The 18,113-nt window shown below is 68.3% G+C and carries 15 protein-coding genes and 6 pseudogenes; 11 read left to right on the plus strand and 10 right to left on the minus strand.

Annotated elements, in window-relative coordinates:
* Window positions 1–101 precede the first annotated feature (101 nt).
* The gene (locus ACWDEX_RS32970; protein WP_450468137.1) at window positions 102–248 is read right to left on the minus strand and encodes a hypothetical protein; all 147 of its coding nucleotides are present in this window, start codon (window positions 246–248) and stop codon (window positions 102–104) included.
* A 186-nt stretch (window positions 249–434) separates the two neighbouring features.
* On the opposite strand from ACWDEX_RS32970, the gene ACWDEX_RS32975 reads away from it, so the two are divergent.
* From ACWDEX_RS32975 to ACWDEX_RS32990, 4 genes are all read left to right on the plus strand, one after another.
* Window positions 435–1,487, plus strand: a complete 1,053-nt coding sequence (locus ACWDEX_RS32975) for a hypothetical protein (protein WP_450468138.1) — start codon at window positions 435–437, stop codon at window positions 1,485–1,487.
* Window positions 1,488–1,711: 224 nt separating this feature from the next.
* A complete protein-coding gene (locus ACWDEX_RS32980) occupies window positions 1,712–2,083 on the plus strand; it encodes a hypothetical protein (protein WP_450468139.1) in 372 nt (123 codons plus the stop codon).
* An 86-nt stretch (window positions 2,084–2,169) separates the two neighbouring features.
* Window positions 2,170–2,445 (plus strand): tail fiber domain-containing protein, encoded by a 276-nt coding sequence (locus ACWDEX_RS32985; RefSeq protein ID WP_450468140.1) that lies wholly within the window; start codon window positions 2,170–2,172, stop codon window positions 2,443–2,445.
* 131 nt (window positions 2,446–2,576) lie between these two features.
* The gene (locus ACWDEX_RS32990; RefSeq protein ID WP_450468141.1) at window positions 2,577–3,263 is read left to right on the plus strand and encodes a 2OG-Fe(II) oxygenase; all 687 of its coding nucleotides are present in this window, start codon (window positions 2,577–2,579) and stop codon (window positions 3,261–3,263) included.
* Window positions 3,264–3,551: 288 nt separating this feature from the next.
* On the opposite strand, the gene ACWDEX_RS32995 is transcribed toward ACWDEX_RS32990, so the two are convergent.
* The 5 genes and pseudogenes from ACWDEX_RS32995 to ACWDEX_RS33015 form a co-directional block, all read right to left on the minus strand.
* Complete coding sequence (locus tag ACWDEX_RS32995; RefSeq protein WP_450468152.1) at window positions 3,552–4,217, minus strand: IS3 family transposase; 666 nt, start codon at window positions 4,215–4,217, stop codon at window positions 3,552–3,554.
* A 2-nt stretch (window positions 4,218–4,219) separates the two neighbouring features.
* Window positions 4,220–4,300: pseudogene (locus tag ACWDEX_RS33000) on the minus strand (IS3 family transposase); the annotation flags it as partial.
* Window positions 4,301–4,448: 148 nt separating this feature from the next.
* A pseudogene (locus ACWDEX_RS33005) lies at window positions 4,449–5,513 on the minus strand (IS110 family transposase); the annotation flags it as partial.
* A gap of 111 nt (window positions 5,514–5,624) precedes the next feature.
* Window positions 5,625–5,781: pseudogene (locus tag ACWDEX_RS33010) on the minus strand (IS3 family transposase); the annotation flags it as partial.
* 15 nt (window positions 5,782–5,796) lie between these two features.
* Window positions 5,797–5,913 (minus strand): annotated as a pseudogene (locus ACWDEX_RS33015) (hypothetical protein); the annotation flags it as partial.
* A gap of 24 nt (window positions 5,914–5,937) precedes the next feature.
* Between ACWDEX_RS33015 and ACWDEX_RS33020 the strand changes: the two are divergent.
* The 4 genes and pseudogenes from ACWDEX_RS33020 (at window position 5,938) to ACWDEX_RS33035 (ending at window position 9,660) form a co-directional block, all read left to right on the plus strand.
* Window positions 5,938–6,276, plus strand: coding sequence for a hypothetical protein (locus ACWDEX_RS33020; RefSeq protein WP_450468142.1), 339 nt, complete (start codon window positions 5,938–5,940; stop codon window positions 6,274–6,276).
* Between the two features lie 395 nt (window positions 6,277–6,671).
* Window positions 6,672–7,388 carry a hypothetical protein gene (locus tag ACWDEX_RS33025; RefSeq protein ID WP_450468143.1) on the plus strand — a complete coding sequence of 239 codons (717 nt, stop codon included), beginning with the start codon at window positions 6,672–6,674 and terminating at the stop codon, window positions 7,386–7,388.
* 139 nt (window positions 7,389–7,527) lie between these two features.
* Window positions 7,528–8,426 (plus strand): annotated as a pseudogene (locus ACWDEX_RS33030) (IS3 family transposase); the annotation flags it as partial.
* 145 nt (window positions 8,427–8,571) lie between these two features.
* Entirely contained in the window at window positions 8,572–9,660 is a 1,089-nt protein-coding gene (locus ACWDEX_RS33035; protein ID WP_450468144.1) for a tyrosine-type recombinase/integrase, read from the plus strand.
* 231 nt (window positions 9,661–9,891) lie between these two features.
* On the opposite strand, the pseudogene ACWDEX_RS33040 reads toward ACWDEX_RS33035, so the two are convergent.
* Both ACWDEX_RS33040 and ACWDEX_RS33045 read right to left on the minus strand, forming a co-directional pair.
* A pseudogene (locus ACWDEX_RS33040) lies at window positions 9,892–10,135 on the minus strand (transposase family protein); the annotation flags it as partial.
* 207 nt (window positions 10,136–10,342) lie between these two features.
* On the minus strand, window positions 10,343–11,578 hold the full coding sequence (locus tag ACWDEX_RS33045; RefSeq protein WP_450468145.1) for a GNAT family N-acetyltransferase: 1,236 nt from the start codon (window positions 11,576–11,578) through the stop codon (window positions 10,343–10,345).
* Between the two features lie 210 nt (window positions 11,579–11,788).
* On the opposite strand from ACWDEX_RS33045, the gene ACWDEX_RS33050 reads away from it, so the two are divergent.
* The 3 genes from ACWDEX_RS33050 to ACWDEX_RS33060 are packed head-to-tail and all read left to right on the plus strand — an operon-like array spanning window position 11,789 to window position 16,532.
* A complete protein-coding gene (locus ACWDEX_RS33050) occupies window positions 11,789–13,444 on the plus strand; it encodes a transposase (RefSeq protein ID WP_450468146.1) in 1,656 nt (551 codons plus the stop codon).
* A complete protein-coding gene (locus tag ACWDEX_RS33055) occupies window positions 13,441–15,435 on the plus strand; it encodes a hypothetical protein (protein ID WP_450468147.1) in 1,995 nt (664 codons plus the stop codon). Before ACWDEX_RS33050 ends, ACWDEX_RS33055 begins: the two co-directional genes overlap by 4 nt.
* Window positions 15,436–15,446: 11 nt before the next feature.
* A complete protein-coding gene (locus tag ACWDEX_RS33060) occupies window positions 15,447–16,532 on the plus strand; it encodes a thioesterase domain-containing protein (protein WP_450468148.1) in 1,086 nt (361 codons plus the stop codon).
* Between the two features lie 212 nt (window positions 16,533–16,744).
* Here ACWDEX_RS33060 and ACWDEX_RS33065 read toward each other — a convergent pair whose 3' ends face one another.
* Together ACWDEX_RS33065 and ACWDEX_RS33070 are read right to left on the minus strand one after the other, a co-directional pair.
* Window positions 16,745–17,341, minus strand: a complete 597-nt coding sequence (locus ACWDEX_RS33065; RefSeq protein WP_450468149.1) for a Ku protein — start codon at window positions 17,339–17,341, stop codon at window positions 16,745–16,747.
* 132 nt (window positions 17,342–17,473) lie between these two features.
* The gene (locus ACWDEX_RS33070) at window positions 17,474–17,770 is read right to left on the minus strand and encodes a hypothetical protein (protein ID WP_450468150.1); all 297 of its coding nucleotides are present in this window, start codon (window positions 17,768–17,770) and stop codon (window positions 17,474–17,476) included.
* Window positions 17,771–18,113: the final 343 nt, after the last annotated feature.

The following is an 18,113-nucleotide window of genomic DNA, read 5'->3' on the forward strand; positions in this document are numbered from 1 at the left end:
ACGTGCGGCGGACACCCCGCACGTGAGGAAGCCTGCCGCGCCCTCCACTGCAGGCGGTACGGCACGCGACCTCCTCGGTCCGCCGCCATGACGACAGGCGGCTACGGGCCATCCGGCCAGCTCGCCACCTGGTCACCTTCAACGGTGTCGACCAGGACCAGGCGCGCCTTGCGGAGGCTGCCATACTCGCCGACCCAGTCCCGGAACTTCTTCTCCGCGGTGGCTCGGTCCGGCCACCAGCCGTCCATCAGGTCGCTGCCACATGACGATGACCGAGTGGGCCTGCCGCTCGCTGCTGGGCCTCGGCCAGACCGAGCACCTCGAACTGGGCGGCCCCGTCCCTGCTCTGTACGACACGTTCAAGGATCCGAAGAAGGAGCTGTCCGACCTGTGGGGGCGCCACGAGACAGAGGAGCAAGGCCAAGGGCGGCGACGTGGGACTCGGCACGCTGCGCAAGGGGTGGGCGCAGCTGACGGCCGGCAGCAAGGTCCTCGGCGCGTACGGGCACCGCACCGTCCTGGTCGGGGCGTCAGTGCTGCCCGGCGATGACCTCTTCCTCACGATCGATCACGACCTGCACCCCGGCCAGCCGCCGCTCGCCCCCGCCGGATCCGATGCCGCCGACGAGGCGGCGGGTCCGGGCAACCTGGAAGACCACCTCGGCGACAGCGACGATGCGCTCATCGGCGCCGCCCGCGCCCAGATGCTCGCCTACCTGGCACTGCGCTCGGCTCCCGCCTCGCAGCTGCGCACCGTGCCCGTTCCCGCCGACCGCGCTTCCCGTCACCGGCGCTCCGGGTTGACCACGCCCCTGGAAGACGACAGCCTCACTCTCGCCATGCGGGCCGACGCCCGGGGAGCAGCTACCGGCACGGAACAGCACACTCTGCGCGCCGGAATCCGTTCCGTGGGCCTCGACGATTTCCTGAGCTGCCGTATCCCCGGCACGGAGGTCCGCCTCGGCATGTCCCGGAAGCTGTTCGCCGCCTGCGAGCGCCTCCACGAGGAGGACCTCGCCATCGCCCGGCGCACCCCAGGACTGCGCGCCGAGGACCAGCCGCCCGCCGACCTGGAACTCAGCGACGAAGCCCAGGAAGAACAGCGACTCACCCAGCGGCGTATCTTCCGCGAACAGCAAGAGGAAGCCCGCCCACGGCTGCGTCCCTTGCTCCGCGACGCCTACGAGCGAGGTGCAGCGAGCGACTGGAGCGACCTTCTCCGCCGTCCCCAGGAGCCGGAACTCGACCTGGAGGGCGACGAGGGTCTCCTCGAAGCGGCGGCGCCGGAAACCTACGTGGCCGTCAGCCGCTACGACCTGCCCCCGCACTCGCCTAGCTTTCCTCACGCGACGACCGTGGCGAGGAACGAGCCGAGGGGCTACTGTCCCGTGCCACTGAACCTTGACCGTTGCCCACCCCTTCATCGCAGTTCACCCGATAGGAGGCATCTCCGATTTTCACGCCGCCCGCCAGCCGGCGGTACCTAGAGTCTGCCGTGCCGTCCGGATGGGACGGCATCCGGCGCTGGTGATCAGGAGTACACATGAGGTCTTCGGGGCGTATGGCCGTCTCGGCAATGGCTGCGGCTATGGCGGCGCTGGGTGTGGGAGGCGGGGCCCCCGCATCCGCCGCCTCCACGGCGGCGCCGGCGTGCAGCGGGTCGGAATGTCCCAGCCTGAAGCCGACCAGGCTCACGGCCAGTCAGGCCAGCTTGAACGTCACGCAGATGCAACTGGAGAACATCAACGCGATGGCATCCGACGCGGTGACCGGGGAGCCTATTCGCGGTGCGAAGATCGTGTTCGCCACCATGGGCGGCAGGACGCTGGGGACGGCCTACACGGACTACGACGGCATCGCCGCAATCGCCGCTCCGGAGAATCTGGGCCCCGGAACCCTCCAGGAGCTGCTGGGCGGCTATGAAGCCGCAATGGTCGGCGACGGCATTCACGCCCCGGCCGGGGCCCACGGAGCGATCACGATCGGCACGGACCAGGGCCCCGGTCTCCCGGGTAACCCCTGCTCCGTCTGCAGCGACCGTACGCTCAAGCAAGACGTGGTCCCGGTCGACTGGAGCCGGTAGTGGTGAGGATCTTCTGTCGGCGGTCCCGGGCGGCTGACAGCGGTGCCCCAGCAAGGCTTCGAGTTGAGGTCCGGGAGCCCAGCGGTGTGATACCGGTCAGCCCGGTCAACGGCTACGCGGTTCTGGGGACGGTGGCCGCGCTGCCCATCAGTACCTGGCGCTACCTCTGGGAGCCCGAAGACGTGCGTCACCTCGGACCGATGGCCCAGGACTGGCACGCCGCCTTCGGCTTCAACCAGGACGACACCACCATCCCCGTAGTCGACGGCCTCGGTGTCGCCCTGGTATGCGTCCAGGCGCTGCACCGCCGCGTGGAAGAGCTCACGGCCGAAGTGGATCGTCTGCGAGAAGCCGCGAGCTGAACACGGCCGGGGAAGCATCCCCGGCCGACCGCGACCCACCGCCCACTCCCTGAGTCGAGGGGGCTTGAGAACGCCCTGGGCACCACTCATCGCAATCCAGAAGGCAGGACACCTTGGCTCGACACGACACCGTGACGGAAACACCCGAGACGATGGAGCAGTGGTCGACGGACGCGGTCTGGCGGCTTCCGGTGACGGTCTGCCGCATCACCCAGTTCCTGGGCGAGCAGAAGGCCGGCGCCTTACTGGAGCGCGCCACCGCCTCCGCCGGCAACTCGTTGAAGCCCTCCACGATTCGCGACCGAGAGGTGGTCCCCGACTATCGCCGGTCCCGGTCACGAGGAGACTTCGCCGCGCCTGAGCTGATGGCAGCCATCGACCAGGTACTGGAGGCGGTCGAGCACACTCTTGGAGTCTCCTGCCAGCACACGGAACCCGAATACAGCCTCAACGTGCACAACGACGGCGACTTCTATCGGCCGCATCAGGACACCGATGTGAAGTTTGCCCCCCGGCGTCTGCTCACGTTCGTGTATTACCTGCATCGCACACCTCGGCCATTCGGCGGCGGAGAGCTGCGCATGTTCGACGCCGCCCTGCCGTTGCACACCGGGACAGCCGGAAAGTGGCAGGAGCGCACCTGGCGGGACTGGGAGCCCGAGCACGACAGCATCGTGTTCTTCCTGCCCACCGCCTGGCACGAGGTACGACCGGTCAGCTGCCCGAGCAAGCAGCACGCGGACAGCCGCTTCGCCATCAACGGCTGGCTGTGCAGCCCTGACCCCGCGAACCGCGGGAATGATGACGCCACCCCATGAGACACATCGTCCTTGACTCCGACTGACGGGGTGCATCCCGTCCATCGAACTTGGTCGAGGCGGAGTCACGTGGACCCCAGGGACTGCGCGAGCGTCCGGCCCGTTCACCCAGGTTGGTCAACAGGGTGAGGCGGAATCGCTGCGGGTCGGCCATACCCCTCCTTCCCGGTTATCCCGTGCCGACGAACCTTGAGCATGTGCCGTCGAAGGTTGAGCGGGGCTACTGCCGGTCGGCCGGTGGCATCCAGACGACCGCGGTGTCAAGCCCTGGGTTTGGTGGAGAGTGGGTTAGCTGGTTTTCAGGGTGAGTTCTGGGGTGGCGGTTGGGGTGTGGCGTGCTTCGAACTCGGCGGGTGGGACGTGGCCGAGCTCGCCGTGGAGGCGTCGCCGGTTGAACCAGTCGATGTACTCGGCGACAGCGATCTCGACGTCGTTGATGCCGGTCCAGGGTCCCTTGTTGCGGATCAGCTCGGCCTTGAAGAGGCTGTTGAACGCCTCGGCGAGGGCATTGTCGTAGGAGTCGCCCTTGGATCCGACCGAGGCGACCGCGGCGGCCTCGTCCAGGCGCTCGGTGTAGCGAAGAGCACGGTATTGGACTCCGCGGTCGGAGTGATGGACCAGCCCGGCCAGGTCGGCGCCCTCGCGTCGACGGCGCCAGACGGCCATGTCCAGGGCGTCGAGGGCGAGTTCGGTGTAGAGGCTGGTGGCGACCTGCCAGCCGACGATGGTGCGGGAGAACACGTCGATGACGAAGGCGGCGTAGACCCAGCCGGAGAAGGTGCGGATATAGGTGATGTCCGCGACCCACAACTGGTTCGGTGCGGTGGCGGTGAACTCCCGGTTGACCAGGTCCTTCGGACGGGCGATCTCGGGTGCCGGCCTGGTGGTGCGCGGGCCCTTCGCTCTGCTGACCCCCGCAGTCCGGCCTGGCGCATCAGGCGTTCCACCGTGCAGCGGGCCACCTTCCGGCCGGCTCTGCGCAAGGCGGCGTGGACCTTCCGGACTCCGTAGACGCCATAGTTCGCGGCGTGGATCACGCGGATCTCCTCGGTGAGATGCGCATCGCGCAGGCTGCGTGCGGAGTGCGGCCGGGTGGCGGCGGCGTAGTAGGTGCTCGGCGCGATCTCGGCGTCCGTCCCCTTCAGGGCGTCGCAGATCGGCTGGACGCTGGCGCACTGCCTCCTTCGGGGTCTTGCCGCGAGCCAGCTGCTTGGCGAAGTAGTCTGCGCCTTCGCCGCCGCGTCGGACCTGGGTGACCGCGATCATGTGAAGGGCGTGGTTGATGAACCGGTTCCCGCCGCGATTGAGGCGGACGCGGACCTTGTTCGAGGACCACACCGGGATGGGGGCAGTCCCGGTGAAGTGCGCGAACGCGTCCTTGGACTTGAACCGGGCGGCTCCAGCCGTCTCACCGATGATGACGGCCGCGCTGATCACACCGCACCCGGGGATGGCCAGCAGCGAGGGCGCCAGGGACTCCACCAGCCTGCGTAGCCGTGCTTCCAAGGCATTGATCTGTTCGGTCAGCCGACGGCACTCGCGGACCAGGTCACGTGCGATCTCGGCGACGACGCCCTCGTGGTTCGCGAGTGCCGCAACCAGCGCGTCGAACACGCACAGCCGTCGTAAGCCCCGGGAAGGGACGGGGAGTTCAGGGTCGATCTCGTGGAGGAACCAGCGCAGCTTGTTCGCCGCGGCCGTGCGGTTGCGCACCAGACGGCGACGGTGATCAGCGATCAGTTTCACGTCCCGCGCGGGACCGGCGAGGCTGGCTCGGGGCAGGTCAGGCTCGCGCAGCGCCACTCGCGCCACCGCCTCGGCATCGATCGGGTCGGACTTGCCTCGTTCGCGAGCTGAGCGACGGGCTCCGGCCATCAGCCGCGTATGCGCCCGAACCACGGCATGGCCGGCGAGCAGCAGATCGGCCTCGAACCGGCGGGTCAGGTGGCGGCAGTCCTCGATGGCGAGCAGGACCTGATCGAACTGGACGATCCACTTGATCGCCTGCGCGTGACCGGCCGGGGTGGCAGCGACCGTGACCTCGCCCGCCCTGCGTCCCAGCGGGTCGACCGCGACCAGCGTGTGCGTCTTCTTGTGACCGTCGATGCCGACAACGTGCACGGAAACCTCCGCGATGCGGTGGGGAAGTCGATGGACGTCTCCACCGCGGGGGCACGCCTCAATCGGGCTCGCGCGGCACGCTCCTATCAGGCCACTCCGTGGCGGAGACCAGGGCCGGCGGGGCGGCACATCGCCGACAAGCCACCGTCGCCGGGGCAGCAAAGAAACGAGCCAGCCCCGCCGGTGTCTGTCACTGTGTCACCACCCGTGGGCCCGTGTCCCAGACTCTGTCATTGACGCGAAGAAAGCCGAGGCGGATTTCAGGATCGCGTTCGCCCGGCGCAGTTCTTTCACCTCCCGCTCGAGCTCGGCGATCCGGGCGGCCTCCGCACCGGTGGGGCCCTCGCGCAGGCCGGCCGTCCGTCTCGGCGCGCTTGACCCAGGTCCGCAGGGCCTCGGGGTGGATGTCGAGCTGTTCGGCGATGCGCTTCACCGCACCGGTCCGGCCGGCAGGGTCCTTGCGGGCCTCGACGGCCAGCCGTCTCGCACGCTCACGCAGTTCGTCGGAGTACTTTCGGGGTGCAGCCATGACGGAGATCCTTCCGGGTCTTCGGTGTCTCCATCAAACCCGGGGCGATTCATCTACAACCGCGTCCAGATCGACGCACAAACCCTGCGCGTCGGCCGCGAACGCTTCGCTCTCGTATACATCGACCCTTTCTCCGTACAGGAAGCAGCCGCCCAAACAGGGATCCCGGCCGGTGCTCTCAACGGCAACGGACACAGCAACGCCCGCCTCGTAGGCGGTGGCTGGGCTGTCCCCATGGGCATGGGCAGTGTCGTGATCCGCACTCGGCAGGGCGCGGGGCTCTGCATCGCCACCCGTGACCGCACAGCATTCCTCGCCGCGCTGGCCCAGGCGACGTCCGGCCGCAATTGGTCGCCGAACTGATCCACAGACAGGCACGGCGTCCGACACCCGTGACTGCGTATCAGCTCGCCAAAGCTCTGCCTGAACTTGCCCTGCAATCTCCCTTACCGGGCAAGTTCAGGCAGCAGTTGCCCTCGCGCCGGCACCCGCACTTCACCAGATAGGGCACAAGCGGACCCTCCCGACCCAAGGCTCAACTGTCGGCAATCGGTAGGCCGATGACGCGGCACGTATTGCACCCGTGTGCGACGGGGCGAGCTACCAGTTGGACCAGCGGTAGTGACCCGACACGGCAGACAAGCAGGCGGATTCCGGTCCGCCCCACTCGCGTTCGTTCACGCGCTGCCCCTCGATGAGTGATCTATCCGCCGTTGCAGGCCTGTTGAACCGCGCAGGTAGTGTCGAGCGTGCACTTCATGAGGAACGACCTGGAGGCACGAGTGGCGTTCGGCAGGAACAACAAGGCAAAGGCGGCAGGCGAGCCGCCTGTGGAGCCTGTCGCGTGGGAGCGGGTCCACAAGTTCGTTGTCAGTTCCGTCGAGCGTCCCAAGTCGCTCAAGCGGTCACGGTCGGTGTGGGGAAAGCCCGCCGTTCGCGTGCCGAAGGGCGGCAAGGACTACCCCGTTCTCGCCCCATGCGCATTCCTGGGCTCATCGTCCGTACCAAATCCTCCGTCTCGACCCGAACTCACGCTTTACTCGGATGCCGACACCCAGCACCTCCTGTGCTATGTCGAGGAGCCGCAAGAGGTGGACGGAGAGCGGCATCACGTCGTACGCGACGCGCAAGGACAGACTATCGGGACACTTCGCCGTATCCCGCCCAAACGCCCCTTCAAGCACACCTGGCGCATCGACCAGCCCGGCCGTCCCGAGATCATCGGGCGCAATGAGTGGGCAAGCGGTACCGGTGGCCAGGTCGCTGCACGCGTGGCTATCCGCGCCGCCTTCGAAGTCGTGGACAGCGTGTTCTACACCGGCACGGACGATCAAGTCAAGAAGGCCCGGTCGTTGGAGTGGATGGCCGGAGACGAGGTCGTCATGACCTCGGAGGGAAGCGCAAAGGTCACCATCCAGAAGGACTGGCTCGACCGCCGTCTCGCTTTCGCCTTCGCTCTGGTGGGAGACAAGTAGCCGTCTCCCCTGGTCGGCCACCTCCCAACACCCAGGTCTTCAAGGTGCGGGTGGGAAGCCTGCGTAGGATGACGGGCCTTGACCCCGGATCTTGGACACACGAGACACTGGATCCTGAGGATCTGAGAACGGACATCTCGTGGTCATGAAGAACTATCCGCCGCAGTTCAAGGCGGACGCGGTCGCGCTGTACCAGTCGCGGCCCGAAGCGACGATCCGGCAGGTCGCTGCCGATCTGGGGATCAACCCGGAGACCTTGCGGAACTGGGTCAGGGCGGCTGGTGCGAGTCGGCCGCGGGGCCGCCGGGCGGAGGTGTCCATCGAGCCGCCCACCCCGCTGGAGGCGGAGAACGCCGCACTGCGCAAGAAGAGCCGTGAGCTGGAGGAAGAGCGCGAGATCCTGCGGAAGGCTGCGAAGTATTTCGCCGGGGAGACGCGCTGGTGAACCGCTTCCAGTTCGTTGCCGACCACCAGCGCCGCTACGGCGTGAAGCGGCTGTGCACCATCCTGGGCATCGCCCGCTCCAGTTTCTACTACTGGCGCGCGACAGCTGACGACCGGGCCGGGCGCCTGGCCGATGATGCTGCCCGGATACGGGCCGTGCACCGCGAGTCGGACGGCACCTACGGCGTCCCCAGGATCACCGCCGAGCTCCGCGAGGACGGCGAGCGTGTCAACCACAAGCGGGTCGCACGTGTCATGCGGAGCATCAATCTGGCCGGCGTGAGGCTGCGGCGCAGGCACCGCACCACCGTCGCCGCCCCGGCTGCGGCGAAGGCCCCGGACCTGATCGGCCGCGGCTTCACCGCGAAGGAAACGAACACGAAGTACGTCGGCGACATCACCTACCTCCCCCTGGACAGCGGGAAGTTCCTCTATCTGGCCACCGTCATCGACCTCGCCTCACGCCGCCTGACAGGCTGGGCGATCGCGGACCACATGCGCACTGATCTCGTCATCGACGCCCTGGCCGCCGCCGAACGCACCCGCGGCAGCCTCGCCGGAGCGGTCATACACACCGATCACGGCGCCCAGCACGGATTCAATCGAAGACGGTGCGGGCGTTCGTCCGCCACGCCGACGCTTGGCTCTGGTCGCCGCAGATGCTCGACGAGTGGATGGGCGACCTGCGCGCGGTGAGTAGGCTCAAGCGCTCGACGCTGCGGAACTACCAGGGGGGTCAGTGCGCTCGTTCTGCTCGTTCATCACCGATCCCGCCTACGGGTGGGCGGCGGCCTGTGAGGACCGGTTCGGCACGCACCCGGTGCAGGTCGTGCACGAGTGGAACTCCGCGGTGCACGTGGAGGAGGCCGAGGCCGACGTGGGCAAACGCGCCTTCACTCATGACGAGTTGCAGGCGTTCTTCGACTACGCCGACGACCAGGTCGACAATCTCCGTGGCCGGGGCCGCAGGGGCTGGCTGCAGGCCTTCCGCGACGCGGTGCTGTTCAAGACCGCGTACGCGTTCGGCCTGCGGCGCAACGAGACAAGGATGCTCGACACCGTCGACTTCGGCCGCAACCCCGAGGGGCCTGAGTTCGGCGACTACGGCGTCCTCTACGTGCGCCACGGCAAGGCGAAGAAGGGTTCGCCGCCGAAGCACCGCAGCGTGCTGACCGTCTGGGACTGGTCGGCGGAGATTCTTCAGCAGTGGAACGAGGAGGTCCGTCCGCACTTCACCAATGCGGGCGCCAGGGCTTTGTGGCCGTCGGAGCGTTCGGCTCGGATCGGGTTCTCGCAGATGAACACCCGCTTCGCTGCCTACCGAGACGCGCTGGGCCTGGACGAGAACCTGGACTTCCACTCGTTCCGAAGGTCCGGCTCGGAGCGGCCGCTCAGCCATGACGGATTGAGCATGCTATCGCCTTGGCGATCGGTCGCCCATGTCCGAGACCTGCTCATGCATTCGGGCGTGCTCCCGCACAGGGACCGCCGCCTGCTGCTGTTTGAACGCCGCCTGCCCGGATGGCTCGACGCCGTCGAGAACCCGGAGCACCGCACTCTGCTGCACCGTTTCGCGACCTGGCACGTCCTGCGCAAGCTCCGAACCACTGCAGACAAGCAGCCCCTTGAGGCTGGCGCGGTCACCTCTGCCCGAGCCCGGCTTACCCAAGCGGCCGCGTTCTTGGCCTGCTCGGCGAACGCGGCCGGAACATCAACGAATGCACCCAGGCCGACCTGGACGCCTGGTATGCCGAGAACGCCATCAGCCGCCGCGTCGTCCAACCGTTTCTGCGTTGGTCCATGGATCCTCACGCGATGCCCCGCCTGAGAGTGCCCACGGTCCGAGCCGAGAACCCGGCCCCAATCAGCCAGCACCGGCGCGTCGCCCTGATCCGCAAGGTCATGACCAGCGACGAGCTCCCGTTGCTGGAGATGGTGGCTGCTGCACTGATCCTGCTCTATGCCCAGCCCATCCGGCGTCTGGTCCGGCTCACCATCCACGACGTCCAGCACGAAGCCGATCAGGTTTCACGGCTCGGCGATCCACCCACCCCAGTCCCAGGCCCGGTACCTGTTCGCGGAAGGTCTGTCGCGGGGAGCCGAGCACTGCGCAGACCAGACGCCGGACCCGCACCGACACCACGACCCGCCGCCCGTCCACCGGCACATCCACCAGCGTCCGACCGTGCAGGCCGTGCACCTTGGCTGTCGGCGCCCCGCACACCGGGCACGGCACCGGATCGTCCCGAGTACGCGCACACCCGGATCACTTCACCCTCGTCCGTCACACCCTCCACGACCAGGGCCTACAACCCCGAAAACACGACACCTACAAGCTCGTTGACATCACGCACACCATGCCAACGACGGCCGTCACCCTTCGTTACCACCGATTACGGGACAGAGCCGTTCACCCCTGCTGGTGGGCCCGGCACGCGGCGGCACGGTAGCGGGCCACCAGGCCATCGCCGGCCTGGTCTCGGACTTGTGCGGGGCATGCGGGCACGCGGTCAGAACCAGTGCAGGCAGTGCGGGGGGCGGTCACCGCGGAAGAGGGCGTCAGCAAGGGTGGCCGCGCCCGGGTGGTGGGCTCGGATGTGTCCGGCACGTACGAGCGTGCTCGGGACGGTGCCGCCGAGGTAGATCGAGCCCAGGTCGCTTATGTCCAGGGACAGGTCAGGCTCCCGGTCCGTCGGGACGCAGTCGGCCTTGCTGTCCCGGACGGTCAACAGGTAGCGGCCGTGTTCGCCGAGGAACGGGTCGTCGACGTCGAGGACGAGCTCGCCGTCCGTGAACCAGCCGCGCGTGGTGAGCGCACGCGGGATGTCCAGCAGCCGTACCCAGAGCCAGTCGGTGTCGTTGCTCACCTGGCCGGCGCGGAAGTCCGCGAACTGCCAGCGCAGCGGGTGCTCGGGCGGGAAGTGCTTGAACACGACCTGAGTGACCAGGTCGTGTCCGAGCAGGAACCGGGCCAGGGCCGTGGAGACGGCGTCGTCGGTGGCGATGGTCTCGTCGACCGTCAAGGTGTCGGGCTCGCTGATCGAGTAGCTGGCGTACCCGTTCGGGACGCCGTCGGCGTCCCGGTGGACGGCGACGTAGCGCGGCGTCGGCGAGATCGGGGGCTGCCCCGCGCGCAAGGCCCACCAGCGGTGCGGCCGGGACAGTGCGCCGGGCTGCGCGCGGCGGTACCGGTCGTAGACCTCTTCCAGGATCTCGCCGCACTCGGCACGCCGCAGCAGTTCGATCGAGCCCGTGTCCGATCCGGTTGCTGGAGCACCGGCCGTTCCGCGTGCCCGCGGGAGGGCCGGGGCGGCCTGGTGACGCGGCACCGTCAGCCGCCGCGTGTAGGTAGCGGGTCCGTAGCCGAACCTGCCGTAGATCGGGGCATCGGAGGCCAGCAGTACGGAGAGGAATTCCCCTCGAGCCCGCAACTCGGCGAGCTGATGCCGCATCATCGCGCTGAGCACGCCCTGGCGTCGGTGCGAGGGCAGGACACCGACGGCGCTCACCCCTGCCGCCGGGACGACGATCTCACCCGGCAGGGTGAGCTCGAAGGAGTACGCGCCGGCGGTGCCGACGGGCCGCCCGTCCCCCGTCAGGGCGAGCAGGCTGCGGTCCATTTCGAGGGCCGCCCACCAGACCCCGCCGCCGCCCTCGGTCGGGGTTTCCGGGAAGCGCCCGAACGCGGCATGAAGTAAGTCGACGAAGACGTCGAGATCCTCATCGGTCGTAGGACGGATCTCCATTGCTGCCGCTGCCTCCCCGGGATACCGGCACCACGATTCATGGTTCCCACCACAGTGCAGCGTCGCCCCGTGGCCTGGTCAAACGAATTACGGCTCAGCCCGCAGCCGGTCACGGCACACCCGGTCTCAGCCAAACTGATGTTCCCGCTGTTGCTCGGAGTCAGGTTGCTGGAGCATTACTGATCCCAGTTGCACGGAGGACCGCTCCTGATGCCCAAGCAATACCCGCCGGAGTTCCGGCGGAAGGTGCTCGACCTGATCGCTGCGGGCCGTCGCGTCGCACAGATCGCCGCGGATCTCGACATCAGCGACCGGACGATCTACACGTGGCGGCGCCAGGAGCTGATCGACGCCGGCCGGCTTCCCGGTACGACCAGCGCCGAACCGAACGCCATGCCGCGGCGGATCGCCGAGTTCGCGTCCATACCGCGCACCTTGCTCGAACACCTCTCCGTCAAGGAAGCCGGGACCGACTCCGGCAGTGCGGCGTTGTCAGCACACTCCGTCGTTGCTCCCGGAAGGTGCCCGAACCCATCAGCGGAGGCTTCGCAGTCCCTTCATCCCGAGACATGGGGCCTGACGCGTGCCGAAGGAGCGCTGTGCCTGGAGGGGAGGTCGCTCTCGGGCCTGGCGGATCGCTGGGGGAGCCCTCTCTTCGTCGTCCACGGCGCCCGGCTCGCCGAGAACGTCCGGCGCTTCCAGCAGGTGCCGCGGGGCCGGTCGCTGAGTGTCGAAGTCTTCTACTCCTACAAGACCAATCCGATTCCGGCCGTGCTCCAGAGGCTCTCGCAGCTCGGCGTCGGAGCCGAGGTGGTCTCTCCGTACGAGCTGTGGCTCGCCCTGCGGCTCGGGGTCGAACCCGGAAGGATCATCTACAACGGCCCGGGCAAGACCCCGAGTGTCGTGCGCACGTTGGTCCAGAGCGATCTGCTTCTCACCCATCTGAATCATCGCGAGGAGATCACGCTCGTCGCACAGGCCGCCGCGGAGCTCGGCAAGCGCACCGACGTAGGCCTGCGCGTGGCCACCTCCGACAGCTGGTCGGGCAAGTTCGGCATCCCGATCGCCGGAGGGCAGGCGCTGGCTGCCTACGAGGAGGCCCTGGCGCATCCCTCGCTGCGGGTCGTCGGGTTGCACGCGCACCGCGGCGTGGCCATCGAGGACGCGGACACGTTGGAGCGCTTCGTCCGCGAGGTGCTGGAGTTCTGCGACGCGCTCCACGCCCGGCTCGGCCTCGGCGTGGAACTGCTCGACCTCGGTGGGAGTTTGGCGGTCCCGACGGTGCTGCCGCTCGATGCGTCGCCGCTCCCGCTCGCCGAGCGGGTGGCCCGCAGGCTTTCCATCGAACGCTACTTGGCGTTGCTCGCCCGGCAGGTCGAGGATCACTTCCGTCGAGCCGGTCGACCGGCGCCTCGCGTCCTGCTGGAGCCCGGACGCGCGCTGACCGGGAACACCCAGATACTGCTCTGCCGGGTCAACAGCCTCAACGCGCCCGGTGCGGGGCCTGCGCACGCGATCCTGGATGCCGGCGAGAACGTCGCCCACATCCTGCATCGCGAATATCACGAGATCTTCCATGCCGAGCGGTGGGGCGAATCCCAGAGCGAGACCTATACCCTCGACGGCCCTACCTGCAGCCCGATGGACTGCCTGCGTCAAACCGTCGAACTCCCCCCACTCCGGGTCGGAGACACGCTCGCGATCATGGACGCGGGGGCCTATCTGGTCTCGTTCTCGAATTCCTTCTGCTTTCCACAGCCGGGCATCGTGGTCCTGGACCAGGGCCATGAGACGCTCATCCGTCGCCCGGAGACCTACGAGGACATGATCGCCAGGGACCTCCACGCGAACGAGGCCTGCCGATGACAGCCCCTTCGATGTTCGCGCATCCGCCGCCGGAAGAGCCGTTCCGCGCGCTCCGTGGCAACGCCGTGATGCTCTCGCTCGGGCGCGTCGAGGTGACGTACCCAGTACCCGGACAGTTGCCGCGGGTCGCCGTCGCCGGGCAGCCGCTGCCCATCGAGGACGCGCCACCGGCCCAGCACGAGGCGGCGTTCGCCCTGGCGGCCGGATCGGACAGCATCCTTGTCTCGGATCGCGACGAGAGGCTGGCGGTGCTCGTCCCACGCGACGGCTCGTTGCTGCTGGAGGCGCAGGCCTCGCTCTATGCCACGAGACCGGATCCCCGGCGCGCGGGCCACTTCCGTGTGACGGTCCACGGCGCGTCCGCTGGTACGGGTGCGCTGTACGTTGCCCAAGCCTTCGGGCACACGACGGGCTGGGTACCAGCCGTGCACGGAGCCCTCGCCAGGCTCCCGGAACCGATCCCGTTCACCGCCGCGATCCGGCGGCAGGAGGACGCGGCCTACGCTCGCCGCAAGGCGGAGAGCTCAGCGGGGCTCCATGTTGTTCCGCTCCATTACAGCGACTCGGAGTCGGCGACGATCACATCCTCCGACGTCGCCAACCTCTCGCGACCGGAGCTCCTGAACCGCGAGGCCGCTCTCCTGTGGATCGCGGACAACCTCGAGCTCGCCCAGGCCGGCGCGGGCGCGGCCGCCATCGTCAATGACTGCCGGCCGGAGACCTGGATCCTGCACCAGCTCGCCGAGCACGCGCAGCAAAAGGAAGTCCCTCTGCATGCCGTGCGCTATGCGTTCGAGGAGTTCTCGTGCCTGAGGCAGCTGGCAGGTCAGGCCCGATCGTCGAAGCCGGTCACAGGAGTGGCCGAGCTCCTGGCCGCCTCCGCCCCGGCCATCCACACACGGCGCGAGCTCCAGGACGCGCTGCATGCGTCAGGGACCGATCCGCGACGCAATCCCTCCGTCGACTTCGAGGCCGCCAGCCGGGAGATCATGGCCGGCCTGCCTCAGAGCGGCACGATCTGGTACCAAGCCGTCAACTGGCGTGACTGGCTGTCGCTGGAGTCGGGCAAGCAGCCCTACGTGGTCGTCCCGCCGCTCGGCCAAGCCAGCGAGCTCTGCCCGGAACAGGCCGCGGAGCGGGCCGGCGCCGTCCTGGCCAAGCGCTGCGCCGCGCTCCGGTACCTCTTCACCCCGCGAGATTCACGCGGCGTCGCGCTCGTGTCGCAGGGCAACGGCTTCTCCGCCCGCAGCCGCCAACACTGGCGCACGATGCTGGCGCTGGCGGCGCGGATGGAAGAGACGCAGTTTCTGTTCGCGGGCGGGAGCGAGGAGGATCGCGCGTGGCTGGCCCTCGAGCTGGAGCGCCGACCGCGCGCGAACGTGACGCTCCTCGGATGGATCAACGAGCACTGGAGCACGTTCCTCCGGGCCCTCCGCGCCAAACCGGGGACTGCTTTCGTCTGCCGCCCAGGCCTGAGCAGCATCGGCGCCGCGCTTGCGAACGGCATCCCCCCGCTCCTCATGTCGCCTGATCCGCTGGCGGGGCCGGACGGAACCGTGGATGCGATCACGGCGGAGGTGGCCATGGAGCGCGCGGTCTATGCGTTCCAGCTCGAGCGGCTCTATGCCACCCAGTGCGCCAAGCACCCCGACTCGCCACTGCCGGTCCTCGTGGACACACTCGGCGACGATCAGCAGAAGGCACTGATCACGCTGCGCCGTGCGGTGGAGCCGGACGTCCAGTCGCGCCAGCGGGCAGCGATCGACGGGTACTGCGACTGGTCGCGCGTCGCGCATCTCATCGCGAGCGTGCTCGCGCACGAGGCGGCATACGGCGCGCTGCCGATGCAGGTCAAGCGCCGGGTGCGCGACCAGGAACTCCCAGTCCGTCACGAACCGTCCGGCTCGAGCCAAGGACGCCACGGTGGAATGCGTCCGGGTCGGCTCGAGCACGAGCGACGCGCACGCGCCCCCATTCCCGGGCACGGCTGAGGAAGAAGGACATGCCCCCGCGACCTGTGACCCCCCGAGACATCTACGAACTGCGACTCTGGCAGATCTGGTCAGACCTCCTCCACGTGGACGACTTCGGAGTGAAGGATGACTTCTTCGCCCTCGGCGGCGACCACGCCAAGGCGGAGGCCGCCCTCGACACGATGGCGGCGCAGCTCGACGCTCCGCCGCTGTCGATGAAGACGTTCCTCGAGGCGCCGACGATCGAGCGCATCGGCTGCCTCCTGCGCGCGCGATCGAGGAAGCTCTGCGAGCGGCCCGTCGTGCCGCTCCAGCCGCACGGCTCGAAACGCCCGTTCTTCTTCCTGCCGAGTGGGGAGGGAAACGTCTACTACTTCCACGCGCTCGCACGCCGGATGGCGCCGGATCAGCCCTTCCACGCCCTGCAGACCCGAGGGCTCCATGGTGCCGAACCGCCATTCGACCACGTGGAAGACATGGCAGCGGACCACATCGAGTCCATGCGCTCCGTGCAGCCGCGCGGGCCTTATCTCCTGGGAGGTCACTGCGTCGGCGCCATGGTCGCACTGGAGATGGCCCTTCAACTGCAGCGCCACGGGGAGCGCGTGGCCTTGCTCGCCGCCGTTGACGGCCTTGCGCCCGCCCCCTTCTTCCGTGACGAGATCACGGAAATCATCCAGGACCCTTTCGAGGCCCTGATCTTCTTCGGGAGAGGGTTCAAGTCCTGGTTCAGCCAGGAGCTCCCGCTGAAGCGCGAGACGCTGCTCGCGGTCGAGCCGGAGCGACGATCGGCGTTCGTCATGGACCTCGCCAGGGAGCGCAGCATGTTCACACCGGACGAGCCCGACGACCGCGTGAGCCGTGTCGTGGATCTCGGCGCTCGCATCTGTCGCGCCAAGTACGCTCCCAAGGATGTCTACACGGGCCCGATCTCGTTCTTTCGCGCCTACGACTCCGCACTGTGCGAGACCGCCACGGGAGGCTGGGAAGAAGTCTCGACGCAGCCGCCGCGCGTCCGGGAGTTCCCCGGCGACCACGTCACGCTCGTCGTCGAGCCCCACGTCGATCGACTGGCGCGCGAGCTCCGGGCGGCGATCGCGCAGGCGCAGGTGTGATTCCCCGTCGAAGCACGTGAGGACGATGATGCCGCAGCAGTCGTTCCCGGGCCTTCCCCCACTTTGTCGGCGGCGCTCACCGGGTGCTCCGGCCGGGGGTCCCGATCGAGGCGGCGAGCGCGAGGACGGCGTCCGGTTCGGCTTGCGCCAGGCGCACCGCGTGGCCGGCTCCTGCACCGCGGGCAGCTCCCGCTCCTCCCGCTTCGCCTCGATCACCTCGCGCAGGGCTTCCGTGTACCGGTCGCGGAACTCCTCGCCTTCCAGGTCGTCGCGGACAGACTCTCGATGAGATGCACCGCCTCCGCGATCTCCTCCTCCGACAGATCGACGCCGGCGGGCACCAAAGAGGAGGGGTCACGGATCTCGTCGTCCCAGAGCATCGCGTGAAGCACGATGACGTCGCCCTCGGATGCGGAGAAGCCCCAGGCGCTCCCGGCCGCCGAACGCGTACTTGGCCACTGCCACCTTCGACGACTGTTCCAGTGCCTTCCGCAGCAGTACGTAGGGTTTGGCTGCGATCTCGCCTTGCGGCTGGAGGTAGTAGCCGGGGCCGATCCGGATGGGTCGATCGACGAGGCGGGCAAGAAGGCCACCAACTCGATCGCGCGAGCGGTTGGAAGCGGCATGCGCCGCAGCTCCTCGTCCGTGACCGGGATAACCCGGCCCCTCCCCAGCTCGTAGCCCTTGCCGATCTCGGCGTGGGAGACCTCACGCTCCTCGACCTCGCACACGTACCGGTTGCGGACCCGGCCCGGGTCGGGAAGGTGAATGCGGCGAAAGCGCACGTCATGGGATTCGGTGGCGCTCAAGACACTGATCGGAATGGTGACCAGACCCCACGAAATGGCGCCGGACCAAATGATCACGGGCATGAGGACGACCTCCGCGACAGCCTCGAGCAGCGTCCAGCCTACGGCGGGTGGCGGCGAACCATCCCCCTATTACGGCGCGCACAGCCTGTTCAGGTCGCTGATATCGCGCTGCAGCGCCTCGGTGCCGGAGCCGCCGTAGGGGTGGCTGTTCACGAAGCTCTGCGCGGCGTCGCGTACGGACTGCCAGTCGTTGGCGCCGCTCGGGGAACCAGCCTGCGCCAGATGCTCCTTGGTCGTCCTCACTGCCTCCAAGCATGTATTTGCCGCCAGCACTGGGGCAGCCTGCGCCGCGGGCGCGACGACGGCCAGGGCGCTGAGCGCGACGGCGCTCACGGTGCCGAGGACCCCGACCCTGCGAATTTTCATCTGCCCTGCCTCTCGTTCGGACGGAGAGCCGGACCCGAGGCTCTCGCCTGGGCCTGCACACTCAAGAGGTGCCCTGTCCCTAGCCGATTCCACTCACACGCAAACAGGGCCGCGTTCGCTCGGGAGTGCCGCAAATGCCCTCGGGTGGGTGACCGGCCTGTACGAACCAGGCTCCTGTGCCGAGGGCGGGAGGCGGCATGCCGGCCCATACCAGGCGTCATCAGTGCCCGGTTCGTACCGCGACCGCCTAGTACTCCAGCCGGACTTCTCCATTCCTGCTGGTCAACGGCCTGGGAGTGGGGAGTTTAGTGGGGTGGGAGCGAGTGTGGGACGGCCTTGCCGG

It is taken from the genome of Streptomyces sp. NPDC001020 (assembly GCF_053599115.1).